We start from the raw sequence: 13,006 nt of genomic DNA on the forward strand, positions 1-13,006 counted from the left end.
TCTCGGGGCGCATCCTTCGACAAGCTCAGGACAAACGGTAGATGGCAGTGACGAGCGTGGGGGCATCAGTGGGCAGGGGCAGCAAAGCTGGCGTCAGGCTTGACGCTGCGCAGCAACTTGAGCATGTCGGCCTCGATGCGCTGGAGCGCCGCCTCGGTGTGGCCTTCAAAACGCAGCACCAGCACCGGCGTGGTGTTGGACGCGCGGATCAAACCAAAGCCGTCCGGCCAGTCCACACGCACGCCGTCAATCGTGCTGACTTTTGCCGGCGCCGGAAAGGCCGCGAGCTTAATAAGCGCCTCCACCACCGCGTGCGGCTCGCCTTCCTTGCAGGCTACGTTGAGCTCTGGGGTGCTGAAGCTGGTCGGCAGGCCGTTGAGAAGTGCGCCGACGTCGTCCACCTTACTCAATATCTCCAGCAAGCGCGCGCCGGCATAGGTGCCGTCGTCAAAGCCAAACCAGCGCTCCTTGAAAAAGATGTGGCCGCTCATCTCGCCACCCAGCGGGGAGTTGACCTCTTTCATCTTCGCCTTGATCAGCGAGTGGCCGGTCTTGTACATCATGGGCACGCCACCCGCCGCTTCGATCTCGGGCGCCAGGCGCTGCGAACATTTGACGTCGTACAGGATGGTGCCGCCCGGTACGCGCGACAGCACATCGCGCGCAAACAGCATCATCTGCCGGTCGGGGTAAATGTTCTGGCCGTCCCGCGTGACGATGCCCAGGCGATCACCGTCGCCGTCAAAGGCCAAGCCCAGCTCGGCGTCGCCCGACTGCAGCGCGGCGATCAGGTCCTTGAGGTTTTCCGGTTTGCTCGGGTCCGGGTGGTGGTTGGGAAAATCGCCATCGACCTCGCTGAACAGCTCGGTTACTTCACAGCCGAGCGCGCGAAAGATGCCGGGGGCCGAGGCGCCAGCAATGCCGTTGCCGGAGTCGATGACAATTTTCATCGGCCGCTTGAGTTTGATGTCGGACACGATGCGGTCGCGGTAAGGTGCCAGCACATTGACATGGGTGATGCGACCGGCCTGAGCGGGCATGGCCCAGTCTTGTGCCTCCATGCTTTTGCGCAGCGCCTGAATGTCTTCGCCAAAAATCGCGCGGCCGGCCAGCACCATCTTGAAGCCGTTGTAGTCCTTGGGGTTGTGGCTGCCGGTGATTTGTATGCCCGAGCTGGCCAGGGTACTGGCCGCAAAATAGAGCATGGGGGTGGTTGCCATGCCGATATCAATCACATCCACCCCGCTGGCCGCCAGACCACGAATCAATGCGGCACTGATGACCGGCCCGCTCAGGCGCCCGTCGCGCCCCACAGCCACGGCGCTTTCGCCCTGTGCCAGCGCAGCGCTGCCAAAGGCGCGGCCCAGCGCCTCGGCGACGGCTTCATTGACGGTGGCAGGCACTACGCCACGGATGTCATAGGCCTTGAAAATCGATGCGTCAAATGGCATGCGCTGGGGCTCCTGAAGGTTGCGGAAAATCGACTGATTGTAGGCGCCGGGAATGGCTGGGAGATGTCCGGAAACGGCTAGCTACAAGCAGCCCGCCGCGTATCATGAAGCCATGACCCCGAGCACCGCCCCCCTGGCCGACGACGCCTGTTACCTTGCGCTGAAAACGCGCGATGCGCGGTTTGACGGGCGCTTTTTTACCGGCGTCACGTCCACCGGCATTTACTGCCGGCCGGTCTGCAGCGTGAAGACACCCAAACGCGAAAATTGCCGTTTTTTTGGTCATGCGGCACAGGCTGAGGGCGCGGGTTTTCGGCCCTGCCTGCGCTGCCGGCCCGAACTGGCGCCACATTCGGTGGTGTGGTCGATTCAGGATGCGAGCTACATCCTGGCGCACCAGGCCGCCCGTTTGCTGGACGAGCCCGACGCATGGCCAGGGGGGCTGCCTTCGGTGGAATCGCTGGCTGCCAGGTTGGGCGTCAGCGACCGCCACGTCCGGCGCATTTTTGAAACGCAATTCGGTGTTTCGCCGATGCAGTACCTGCAGACGCGCCGGCTGCTGACTGCCAAGCAGTTGCTGGCCGACACGGCACTGCCAATCACGCAGATCGCGCTGATCAGCGGGTATGCCAGTGTGCGCCGCTTCAACGCCGCCTTTGTCGGGCATTACGGGCTGAACCCGACGCAGTTGCGGCGCCAGGGCAGCGCGCCGTCAGACCAGGGCATCACCGTGAAGCTTGGCTATCGCCCGCCTTATGACGTCGCGGCCATGACGGGCTTCTTCAAAAAGCGCCAGATCCACGCAATCGAGTTTATTGATGAGGCGGCTGGTGCAACAAAAATGGGCCGTACCTTCCGCGTCGAAACCGGCGGCAAAGTCCACGCCGGCTGGCTGCTGGCCAGCTTTGACGAAAGCCGTTGCCATGTCGCGCTGCATATCAGCGACTCGCTGCGCGAGGTGTTGCCACTGGTGATACGCCGGGTGCGCGCCATGCTGGACCTGGATGCCGACCCGCAGGCCATCAACGCCGTGCTGCACGACAGTTTTCCAGGCGGTGATGGCCTGCGTGTGCCCGGCGCCATGGACGGCTACGAGCTGGCGGTGCGCGCCGTGTTGGGCCAGCAGATCACGGTGGCAGCAGCGCGCACCCTGGCGCAGCGCATGGTCGACAAACTTGGCGAGGCAATTGAAACGCCGTGGCCGGGCCTGACGCGCCTGTTCCCCGCGCCCGCCGTGTTGGCGCAGGCCAGCGGCAACACGCTGGGGCAGCTCGGCATCGTGCGCCAACGCCAGACGGCGATTGTTGGTATCGCCCAGGCGGTGGCCGAAAAACGCGTGCAATTGCATGGCGGTGCCGACGTCAATGCCACCATTGCAGCGTTGAAAGAATTGCCTGGCATCGGCGACTGGACGGCGCAATACATCGCGATGCGGGCCTTGCGCTGGCCCGATGCCTTTCCGGCCGGGGACGTGGCGCTGCACAAGGCGCTGGGAGTACAGGGTCAGAAGAACCCGGCGAAAGAAGCCGAGCAGGCCTCACTTGCCTGGAAGCCCTGGCGCAGTTATGCGGTGATTCGTGCCTGGAGCGGCGCGATGCAGCCCTCGGCGCTTGCACCAGCCACACAAAATGCTACTGAATTTATAGCTACCCGCGCACAACCAGCAAGGGCCGACACCCTAAAACGTTCCATAAAACCCTGACGCCCCTCAATGAGAGACACTCTCAAGGAGATCATCATGAAATTTCACAACCCTATTGTGCAGACACGCTACGACAGCCCGCTGGGTAGCATCATCATCGCGGCAACGGCAAAAGGCCTGGCAGGGCTCTGGTTTGACGGCCAGCGGCATTTACCGGTGGAGTTGGCGGGGCCTGTCATCTGGCCTGCAAACCCGGACCATCCGGTGCTGCAGGAAGTCATCCGGCAGCTCACCGACTATTTCGCCGGGCAGCGCACACAGTTCGACGTGCCGCTGGACCTGGCCTACGGCACGGCTTTCCAGCAATCGGTCTGGCAGGCGCTGCTGAAGATACCCCAAGGCGGCACCGCGAGTTACGGCGAGGTGAGCCGGCGCATCGGCAAACCGGCTGCCGTGCGCGCAGTCGGCGCGGCGGTGGGCCGCAACCCGGTCAGCATCATCGTGCCCTGCCACCGCGTGATGGGTGCCGGCGGCGCGCTGACGGGTTACGCCGGCGGCCTGGAACGCAAAAGTGCCCTGCTCCAGCTGGAGGGTGTGGCCCATGAGGGCGCGCGGTGAGTGCCGTGATACCCACCTTGAGTAGCAAGACCTGGGTCAGCGATTTTGTATTGCTGGCGGCCATCTGGGGCTCGTCTTTTCTGTTCATGCGTATCGCCGTCGTGGACTTCGGCCCGCTACCCACCGCTGCGGTGCGGGTCGCGATTGCTGCTGCCTTTTTGCTGCCGCTGGTGCTGTGGCGCGGTCACGGCGCAGCGCTAACGCGCAACTGGCGCCGCGTCTTTCTGGTGGGCCTGTTCAACTCCGGGATTCCGTTCGCCTGTTTTGCATTCGCGCTGCTGTCCATCACCACCGGGCTGTCGGCCATCCTGAATGCGACCGTGCCGATGTTCGGTGCGGTCGTCGCCTGGGTGTGGCTGAAAGACCGGCCCACGGGCTCGCGTGTGCTGGGCCTGCTGGTCGGTTTTGCCGGCGTGGCGATGCTGGCCTGGGACAAGGCCACTTTCAAGCCAGATACCTCGGGCCTGGCACCCGGCTGGGCCGTGCTGGCATGCCTGTTTGCCTGCCTTTGTTATGCACTTTCGGCCAGTTATACCAAGCGGTACCTCACCGGCCTGCCGCCGCTGGTCACCGCCGCCGGCAGCCAGATCGGCGCGACCTTGGGGCTGGCCCTGCCCGCCGCGTGGCTGTGGCCCGCGCGTTTGCCTGGCGGCAGCGCTTGGCTGGCCCTGCTGGCAGTCGGCGTCCTGTGCACCGGCATTGCCTACGTCCTTTATTTCAGGCTGATAGCTACCGCCGGCCCGGCGCGGGCGCTGGCCGTCACCTTTGTGGTGCCGGTGTTTGCGGTGTTTTACGGCCTGGTCTTTCTGGGAGAGACGGTCACGCTGTGGATGCTGCTGTGCGCCGTGGTGATCATTTGCGGCACGGCGCTGTCCACCGGCTTGCTTAAAATCGGTCGATGAGTTCTGCACGCAAATTCAAGCTCAAGCTGACAGCCAGCAAGCCGCGCAACCCGCTGGTGGCGCCGGCAGCCCTGCGCAAGGCGGGCTCACACCGCAAGCCGCAGGCCGCGCTGCGGCGAGAGGAAAAAATGGCGCTCAAAAAATTACTGAGCGAAAGCTGACCTTCGCATGGCTGAATTTTTCAAAACATCCGTCATCTGGGTCGTGGACTTCCACTACGAAGGCCGTGCGCGCCGCTGGTTCAAGGCCTTCGAGCCCAAGGACGATCCGTTTCAGAAAATGACGGACGCCCTGAAAGACCTGTACGGCGAGCGCGCCAAGCTGGCGACAGTGCGCAAGGCCACCGAAGAAGAGGAATTGCAGTACCTGCGCGGCGAAGAACCGAAAAACAGCTACTGCCCGACCGGGCGCTGAAAAAAGTGCCGCGTGAACCCGTCTGGTTGCGCCGTCGCCATGCGTCACCCGGAATAACCCCGGCCGGCGTGCGAATGTCGGGGCCGGAAAGCAAAAAGGGTTTGCTTCTATTTTCATAGCAGCAAACCCTTCAATACTGGCGGAGCGGACGGGACTCGAACCCGCGACCCCCGGCGTGACAGGCCGGTATTCTAACCAACTGAACTACCGCTCCTGGTAGATAGCGTCTGCTCTTGCGAGCCAAGTGCTAACTGCTTGCGCCTTGTGCATCACACAGCTGGTGTGATGAATGCTGGCGACCCCACGGGGATTCGAACCCCGGTACCTACCGTGAAAGGGTAGTGTCCTAGGCCTCTAGACGATGGGGTCAAAACCTTGGAACTTCCGGAAACAGGTTTTTGCAAACCCGCTCAAAAAAACTCAACTCAAAAACTTTTACCGACAAAATTTCAGGACAGTTGATTGGTGGAGGTAAACGGGATCGAACCGATGACCTCTTGCATGCCATGCAAGCGCTCTCCCAGCTGAGCTATACCCCCGTACCGTCCTGCAATGCGGGTTTCCCTGCAATTGTCGAGCCTTGAATTATAGCCCGAAAATCAAAGCGCTTTCAAGCGCGCCAGCCGGGCAATGACGTTTTCACGGTCCATCAAAGCCACAAAGGCGTCGAGCGACGGGGTTTGTGGCCGGCCCGCCACCAGCACCCGCACCGGCATGGCCAGTTGCGGCATCTTCAGGCCGGTGTCAAGCAGCACCTGCTTGATGGCTGCGGCAATGCCTGCCTTGGTCCACTCGCAACTTGCCAGCAGCTCCGCCAGTTTTTCAACCGCTGGCAGGACTTCGGGCGGCACCTGGGCCCTGATCTCTTCGGCGCTGACCAGCTCGTCTGCGACCAGCACGGCGATCCACTCGGCCAGCTCCACCAGGGTGCTGCAGCGGTCTTTGAGCAAGGCGCAGGCCGCCACGCGCCGCGTGACATCGAGGGTAGACAAGGCGTGTTCACTGAGGAAAGGCGCAACCAGATCGGCCAGTTGTTCATCGGCCATGACCTTCATGTGCTGGGCATTGACCCAACGCAGTTTGGCCTCGTCAAATTGCGCGGCGCTTTTGCCGAGGTGGTCGAGGTTGAACCACTGCAAAAATTGTTCACGGCTGAAAATTTCATCGTCGCCGTGGCTCCAGCCCAGACGCGCCAGGTAGTTGACCATGGCGTCGGGCAGGTAGCCCTCCTTCGCGTACTGCGTGACGGCTTTGGCGCCGTTTCGCTTGCTCATCTTCTCGCCCTGCTCATTGAGCACGGTCGGCAGATGCGCATACACCGGCACGTCTTTGCCCAGCGCGCGCAAGATGTTGATCTGGCGCGGTGTGTTGTTGACATGGTCGTCGCCGCGGATCACGTGCGTGATGCCCATGTCCATGTCATCGACGACCACGCAGAAGTTGTAGGTCGGCGTACCGTCGGGCCGCGCAATCACCAGGTCATCAAGCTCGTCGTTGCTGATCTCGATGCGGCCCTTGACCTTGTCGTCCCAGACCACGGCGCCGCCTTGCGGGTTCTTGAAGCGCAGCACCGGCAGCACACCTTCGGGCACGGCCGGCAAGGTTTTGCCGGCTTCGGGCCGCCAGGTGCCGTCATAACGCGGTTTTTGTTTGTCGGCCATCTGCTGCTCGCGCAGCGCATCAAGCTCGGCCATGCTCATGTAGCAGGGATAGACCAGGCCGTCAGAGACCATTTGCGCGAGCACTGCCTTGTAGCGGTCCATGCGCTGCATCTGGTAAACCGGGCCTTCGTCGTAATTGAGGCCCAGCCAGCGCATGCCTTCGATGATCACATCGACGGCCTCCTGCGATGAGCGCTCGACATCGGTGTCCTCGATGCGCAGGATGAAGTCGCCGCCGGTGGAACGCGCAAACGCCCACGGATACAGCGCCGAGCGGATGTTGCCGAGGTGGATGAAGCCGGTGGGGGAAGGTGCGAAGCGGGTGCGTGTCTTCGGTGTCATGTCAGGGTGTCCAGGCCACGCAGCAGGTCGGTCTTCAGGTCTTCGATATGCTCCAAACCAACAGCCACGCGGATCAGGCCCTGCCCGATACCGGCTGCCTGGCGCTGCACTTCGGTCAGGCGTCCATGCGAGGTGGTGCCGGGGTGAGTGATGATGGTTTTTGTATCGCCGAGGTTGGTGGCAATGCTCATCACGCGTACGCTGTTGATGACATGGAACGCGTTGGCTCGCGCAATTTCAGGGGTGTCCCCGCGCACATCGAACGAAACCACCGCGCCGCCCTGCCCCGATTGCTGGCGCATGGCAAGTTCGTGCTGCGGATGCGATGCAAGCCCGGGGTAATAAACGCGCGAAACAGCCGGCTGCTTTTCCAGCCACTGCGCAAAGGCAAGCGCATTGGCGCACTGAGCCTGCATGCGAATACCCAGTGTCTCAAGCCCCTTGAGCACCACCCAGGCGTTGAAAGGGGACAAGGTCATGCCAGCCGTGCGAACGACCGGGCCGAACACGTCAACGATCAGCTTCGAAGGACCGCAAATGGCCCCGGCCATGACGCGGCCCTGGCCATCAAGGTATTTGGTGCCGGAATGGATGACGAGGTCGGCGCCGAGTTCGACGGGCCGCTGCAGCGCAGGCGTGCAGAAACAATTGTCCACAGCCAGCAGTGCGCCGACACTGTGCGCCAGGTCGGCCAGCGCGGCGATGTCGCACACATCGGTCAGGGGGTTGGTGGGTGTTTCGGCAAACAGCAGTTTGGTGCTCGGCTTGAGTGCAGACTTCCACTCGCCCACATCGGTCTGCGACACAAAGGTAGTTTCGACACCAAACTTGCCAAACTCCCGGCCGATCAGGTTGATGGTCGAGCCGAACATGGAACGCGAACAAATCACATGGTCCCCGGATTTGAGCAGCCCCATGCACATCATGAGGATGGCTCCCATGCCAGTGGAAGCGGCGATGGCGGCTTCCGTTCCTTCCAGCGCGGCCAGTCGCTGCTCAAAGCTGGTGACCGTGGGGTTGGACGTGCGGCCGTAGGTGTAGCCTTCTTCAGTACCGGCAAAACGCCGGGCTGCGGTTTCGGCATCGGGCTGCACAAAACCGCTGGTCAGGTACAGCGCTTCCGAGTTTTCGCCATGTTGGCTGGGCTCCAGCGCAACACGTACAGCGAGTGTGTCACGGTGCAGCTTGTCGGGGAGTTTGCTTGATGCCATGGTCAGGCTTCCTGCGGATTGGGCAGCGCCAGGCGCGAAACATCGACCTCGCCCTCCTCGCTGCTGTCCACCCGCTGCTCGTTCATTTTGGCAATGCTTTCCGGCGTGATGCCGCCGGTGATGTACACGCCGTCAAAACAGGAGGCGTCAAAACCATCGAGCTTTCCGTTGAGCGAGCCGATGGCGCGTTTCATGCCTTCCACGTCCTGGTAAATCAGCGCATCACAACCAATCGCGACGCGAATCTCCTCGATCGTGCGGTCGTGCGCGACCAGCTCGTCGGCGGTCGGCATGTCGATGCCGTAGACATTGGGGAAACGCACAGGCGGCGCGGCGCTCGCCAGATAGACTTTTTTGGCACCCGCATCACGCGCCATCTGCACGATTTCTCTGGAGGTGGTGCCGCGCACGATGGAGTCGTCCACCAGCAGCACATTGCGGCCCTTGAACTCGCTGGCGATCACATTGAGTTTTTGGCGAACGGATTTTTTGCGCACGCCCTGGCCCGGCATGATGAAGGTGCGGCCCACATAGCGGTTTTTGACAAACCCTTCGCGGTAGGGAATGCCCAGCAGGTGCGCCAGTTGCGTCGCGCTCGGGCGGCTGGACTCGGGGATGGGGATGATCACGTCGATTTCATTCGGCGGCACGGTGGAGACCACACGTTTGGCCAGGGTTTCGCCCAGGTTCAGACGCGCCTGGTACACCGAGATGCCGTCCAGCACCGAGTCTGGCCGCGCCAGATAAACAAACTCAAAAATGCAGGGCATCAGCTGCGAATGCGCAGCGCACTGCTCGGCATGCACCGTGCCTTCAAGGTCAACAAACACCGCTTCGCCCGGCGCGATGTCGCGCTCGAACTGGTGCGACGTGCCCTCCAGTGCCACCGACTCGCTGGCCACCATGACGGTGCTGCCGCTTTCGTTCTGGCCGCGGCCCAGGCACAGCGGGCGAATGCCGTAGGGGTCGCGAAAGGCCAGCAAACCGTGGCCGGCAATCAGCGCCACCACGGCGTAAGAGCCCTGTATGCGTTTGTGCACGCCGCGCACTGCGGCAAACACATCAGCCGGTTTGAGCGGCAGACCGCGTGTGGTTTTTTCCAGCTCATGCGCCAGCACGTTGAGCAACACTTCCGAGTCGCTGTCGGTGTTGATGTGGCGGTGATCGGTGGTGAAGAGTTCGGCCTTGAGCGCCGCCGCATTGGTCAGGTTGCCGTTGTGCGAGAGCACCAGGCCAAACGGCGCGTTGACATAAAACGGCTGGGCCTCATCCTCGCTGTAGGCATTGCCGGCCGTCGGGTAACGCACCTGACCCAGGCCCACATTGCCCGGCAGCGCGCGCATGTTGCGCGTGCGAAACACGTCGCGCACCATGCCCTTGGCCTTGTGCATGAAGAACTTGCGGCCTTGCTGCGTGACGATTCCCGCCGCGTCCTGGCCACGGTGCTGCAGCAGCAGCAGACCGTCGTAAATCAGCTGGTTCACCGGGGCGTTGCTGACAACACCAACTATTCCGCACATACATTTCCGTTCATCAATTCGTCATTCCGTGACCAGGTACTTTGCAAACTGTTCCGGCAACACCGGTTTCAGGCCCTTGAGTGCCGCTGTCAACACTTCAGCGCCCTGGGACTGTTGCCACCAGATGCTGCTTTTGAAAGCAGTCATGTTGACGACCACCGTCAAGGCCAGCAACAAAATGACTCCGCGCACCAGGCCAAACGCAGCGCCCAACGTGCGATCTACAGGCCGCAGGCCAATGGCTTCCACCATCTTTTTGAACAGCACCGCCACCAGACCGGCCAACAACACCGCGAGCACAAACACCAGTACAAAAGCGGCCGCGTAACGCACCGGCTCTGAAGCGCCCTGCAAGGGCAAACGGCCAGCCACGTCCGGGGCAAAAAACTGGGCCAGGTAGAACGACAGCGCCCAACCCAGAACCGACAACACTTCGTACACCAACCCACGCCATGCGCCAATGATCAGCGAAACCGCCAAAACCCCCAGAAAAGCCCAGTCAGCAACAGCCACAGCGTTGCCAGCAATTACAAGGTCAGGACGGCGGCCGGCAAATCAAGGCTTTTGATCTTGCTGGCGGCCTTGTCGGCGTCGGCCTTGCTGTCAAAAGGCCCGACCCGCACGCGGATACGTTTGCCGTCCTTGGTCTCGGCCACCTGGGTGTAGGTTTTGAGGCCCGCCTTCTCCAGCTTTTGCCGCACGTCTCTGGCCTTGTCGGCATCGGCAAAAGCGCCGACCTGCACCACATGGCGGCCTTCCGCCTCAGCAGCAGCCGGTTTGCTGTCCACCGTTTTGGCAGCACTTGCAGCAGCAGCGACCTTGCCGTCCAGCAGCGCCTTGGCGCGGCTGCCGTCGTCGCTGGCCGCACTGGCCGCTGGTGCTTTGGCAAGCGGCTTGGGCTCGGCGGCAGGCTCTGTTTTTGCTTCGTTTTTGATAGCTGCTGGCGCAGGACTGGTCTGGGCTGCAGCCTTTTTGTCCGTTACGATTTCTTCACGGGGGGTGAGACTGGCCGGGGCCGCCACGCCGGATGCAGCGGCTACAGAGCCACTGGCGGCCTGCGCAGGTGCAGCCACCGGGCCTGGCATGGCCAGCGGTTTGACTGCGGCTTTGGAAGGTATTTCAATCGGGATGTCCACCGCAACCGGCCGGGGCTGGGTGTCAAACAGCAGAGGAAAACCAATCACACCCGCCAGCACCAGCACCACAGCGCCAATCAGGCGGTGTTTGGCGCGTCTGCGTATGACGTCCACGCTTTCGGTCTGGGCACCCGATCCGGCGGAAGCAGCAGCGGGTTGGCCCCGACGAAAGTTGAAAAACGGCATGGTGTGGAGGGTATCCCTTAGATATCGGTTGATGAGGGAGCTGGCGCAGCGTGCGGGGCAAAAAGCCGGGGCAAACCGTCTTTCAACACCCCTCCCACGGTGTAGAACGATCCGAACACGACAATTCTATCAGCGGGGTCTGCTGCGGCGACCGCTGCACGCAGTGCCTGAGCCGGGTCGGCCCAGACGCTGCCCCGGGCATCGCGGCGGATGTTGGACGCCTGCCAGGTTGCCAGCAAATCGCCAGATTTGGCGGCCCGGGCTGTAGGCAGGTCGGTGAAATACCAGCGGTCCACCAGCGGCCCGACACGCGCGAGCATTTGCGTCAGGTCCTTGTCGGCCATGACGCCAAACACGCCGTGTGTGCAGGGGTAAAAACCCATGGCATCCAGGTTTTCAGCCAGGGCGGCGACTGAATGCGGGTTGTGTGCCACGTCCAGCACCAGCGTGGGCTGGCCCGAGATGATCTGAAAACGCCCGGGCAGCTCGACCATGCCCAAGCCGTTGCGCACCGCCTGAGCCGTCACCGGCAGGCGATCGCGCAAGGCCGTCAGCGCTGCCAGCACGCCCGACGCATTGACCAGCTGGTTGGCGCCGCGCAGCGCCGGGTAGGCCAGACCGGCATAACGACGACCGCGACCTGCCCAGGCCCATTGCTGCTTGTCACCCGAGAAGTTGAAGTCATGGCCCAGGCGCCACAGGTCAGCGCCCACTTCTGCGGCGTGCTTCAGCACACTTTGCGGCGGCACGGGGTCGCTGATGACCGCCGGTTTGCCGGCGCGCATGATGCCGGCTTTTTCAAAACCAATACTTTCCCGGTCCTTGCCCAGCAGTTCGGTGTGGTCAATGTCGATGCTGGTGATCAGCGCGCAATCGGTATCGATGATGTTGACCGAATCGAGCCGGCCACCAACACCGACCTCCAGAATCACCACGTCCAGGCCGGACTCGGCCAGCAGGCTGAAGATGGCCAGCATGGTGAACTCGAAGTAAGTCAGCGAGGTGTCACCACGCAGGGCTTCTACCCGCTCAAAATGCGGCAGCAGGGCCGCAGCCTGCACCATCTCGCCGCGAACGCGGCAGCGCTCTTCAAAATGCACCAGATGCGGCGAGGTGTACAGCCCGGTGCGGTAGCCCGCCTGACCCAAAATGGCCTCCAGCATGGCGCAGCTGGAACCTTTGCCATTGGTGCCAGCCACGGTGATCACCGGACAGTCAAAACGCAGCCCCATGCGCTGCGCGACGCCCCGCACCCTGGCCAGGCCAAGTTCTATGGTGGTGGGGTGCAGGCGCTCGCAGTGCGCGAGCCAGTCGTCAAGGGTGGCAGGTTTGTTCATACAGGGCCGTATTGTCGCCGCTGGCGAATCTCGGCCTGGCATCCGGGTGTCACCCCCCTACGCTATTAACTTCATAGCTGCTTACGCATACCCACCAAGGGCCGCAGGCCAATTTGGCTTGCAAACATGTAAAAATGGCGAGCATGATCATTGTTTACGGCATTTCCAACTGCGACAGCGTCAAAAAAGCCCGCGCCTGGCTGGCAGAGCGGGGACTGGCCTGTGAATTTCACGATTTCAAAAAACTCGGTGTCCCCACTGACCGGCTGGCCGCCTGGGAGCACGCCGTGGGTTGGGAAAAACTGCTGAACCGGCAAGGCACGACCTGGCGCAAGCTTGACGCGGCAGCCCAGGCCGGCATCAAGGACGCCGCCAGCGCCATGGCCCTGATGCAGGCCCAGCCCAGCATCATCAAACGACCGGTGGTCGAGTGGGGCCCAAAAGGCAGCGCAACCACGGTCGGGTTTGACCCGGCAAGCTGGGCGGCCAGGTTGTCATAGCGGCTTCGTCCCTGTGTAAAGCCTGGCCAGGCAGCACCAGCTTTACAGTGATTTACCGAACTTGTGTGCACCAAAACAGCTCCCAA

General features: G+C 62.4%; 13 protein-coding genes and 3 tRNA genes. 6 read left to right on the forward strand and 10 right to left on the reverse strand.

The window, feature by feature from the left end; genetic code table 11:
- Window positions 1-65 precede the first annotated feature (65 nt).
- Window positions 66-1,451, reverse strand: coding sequence for a phosphomannomutase/phosphoglucomutase (locus Q8L50_RS16920; protein WP_305349804.1), 1,386 nt, complete (start codon window positions 1,449-1,451; stop codon window positions 66-68).
- A gap of 112 nt (window positions 1,452-1,563) precedes the next feature.
- Between Q8L50_RS16920 and Q8L50_RS16925 the strand changes: the two genes are divergently transcribed.
- Genes Q8L50_RS16925 through Q8L50_RS16945 form a run of 5 tightly spaced genes read left to right on the forward strand, consistent with a single transcriptional unit; the run spans window position 1,564 to window position 5,027 of the window.
- Window positions 1,564-3,153 (forward strand): DNA-3-methyladenine glycosylase 2 family protein, encoded by a 1,590-nt coding sequence (locus tag Q8L50_RS16925; protein WP_305349805.1) that lies wholly within the window; start codon window positions 1,564-1,566, stop codon window positions 3,151-3,153.
- Window positions 3,154-3,189: 36 nt separating this feature from the next.
- Window positions 3,190-3,711, forward strand: a complete 522-nt coding sequence (locus Q8L50_RS16930; protein ID WP_305349806.1) for a methylated-DNA--[protein]-cysteine S-methyltransferase — start codon at window positions 3,190-3,192, stop codon at window positions 3,709-3,711.
- Window positions 3,712-3,728: 17 nt separating this feature from the next.
- On the forward strand, window positions 3,729-4,613 hold the full coding sequence (locus Q8L50_RS16935) for a DMT family transporter (RefSeq protein ID WP_370869826.1): 885 nt from the start codon (window positions 3,729-3,731) through the stop codon (window positions 4,611-4,613).
- The gene (locus Q8L50_RS16940; RefSeq protein ID WP_305349808.1) at window positions 4,610-4,774 is read left to right on the forward strand and encodes a hypothetical protein; all 165 of its coding nucleotides are present in this window, start codon (window positions 4,610-4,612) and stop codon (window positions 4,772-4,774) included. Before Q8L50_RS16935 ends, Q8L50_RS16940 begins: the two co-directional genes overlap by 4 nt.
- A gap of 7 nt (window positions 4,775-4,781) precedes the next feature.
- On the forward strand, window positions 4,782-5,027 hold the full coding sequence (locus Q8L50_RS16945; protein WP_305349809.1) for a hypothetical protein: 246 nt from the start codon (window positions 4,782-4,784) through the stop codon (window positions 5,025-5,027).
- 137 nt (window positions 5,028-5,164) lie between these two features.
- Here Q8L50_RS16945 and Q8L50_RS16950 read toward each other — a convergent pair.
- The 9 genes from Q8L50_RS16950 to folC all read right to left on the reverse strand — a co-directional run bounded on the left by Q8L50_RS16950 (window position 5,165) and on the right by folC (window position 12,420).
- Window positions 5,165-5,241, reverse strand: a tRNA-Asp gene (locus Q8L50_RS16950).
- A 79-nt stretch (window positions 5,242-5,320) separates the two neighbouring features.
- Window positions 5,321-5,396 (reverse strand) — tRNA-Glu (locus tag Q8L50_RS16955).
- 94 nt (window positions 5,397-5,490) lie between these two features.
- A tRNA-Ala gene (locus Q8L50_RS16960) sits at window positions 5,491-5,566 on the reverse strand.
- A gap of 60 nt (window positions 5,567-5,626) precedes the next feature.
- A complete protein-coding gene (gene gltX / locus Q8L50_RS16965) occupies window positions 5,627-7,030 on the reverse strand; it encodes a glutamate--tRNA ligase (RefSeq protein WP_305349810.1) in 1,404 nt (467 codons plus the stop codon).
- Window positions 7,027-8,241: an O-succinylhomoserine sulfhydrylase gene (locus Q8L50_RS16970; RefSeq protein ID WP_305349811.1), complete on the reverse strand. Its 1,215-nt coding sequence runs from the start codon at window positions 8,239-8,241 to the stop codon at window positions 7,027-7,029. The genes gltX and Q8L50_RS16970 overlap by 4 nt, the downstream gene beginning before the upstream one ends.
- A gap of 2 nt (window positions 8,242-8,243) precedes the next feature.
- Window positions 8,244-9,761 (reverse strand): amidophosphoribosyltransferase, encoded by a 1,518-nt coding sequence (gene purF / locus Q8L50_RS16975; RefSeq protein WP_305349812.1) that lies wholly within the window; start codon window positions 9,759-9,761, stop codon window positions 8,244-8,246.
- Between the two features lie 21 nt (window positions 9,762-9,782).
- Window positions 9,783-10,274, reverse strand: a complete 492-nt coding sequence (locus tag Q8L50_RS16980; protein WP_305349813.1) for a CvpA family protein — start codon at window positions 10,272-10,274, stop codon at window positions 9,783-9,785.
- Window positions 10,275-10,288: 14 nt separating this feature from the next.
- Complete coding sequence (locus Q8L50_RS16985; RefSeq protein WP_305349814.1) at window positions 10,289-11,083, reverse strand: SPOR domain-containing protein; 795 nt, start codon at window positions 11,081-11,083, stop codon at window positions 10,289-10,291.
- 17 nt (window positions 11,084-11,100) lie between these two features.
- A complete protein-coding gene (gene folC / locus Q8L50_RS16990; protein WP_305349815.1) occupies window positions 11,101-12,420 on the reverse strand; it encodes a bifunctional tetrahydrofolate synthase/dihydrofolate synthase in 1,320 nt (439 codons plus the stop codon).
- A 143-nt stretch (window positions 12,421-12,563) separates the two neighbouring features.
- On the opposite strand from folC, the gene Q8L50_RS16995 reads away from it, so the two are divergent.
- Window positions 12,564-12,920: an arsenate reductase gene (locus Q8L50_RS16995; protein ID WP_305349816.1), complete on the forward strand. Its 357-nt coding sequence runs from the start codon at window positions 12,564-12,566 to the stop codon at window positions 12,918-12,920.
- Window positions 12,921-13,006 lie beyond the last annotated feature (86 nt).

The sequence above is a fragment of the Polaromonas sp. genome (assembly GCF_030680935.1).
GTDB lineage: Bacteria > Pseudomonadota > Gammaproteobacteria > Burkholderiales > Burkholderiaceae_C > Polaromonas.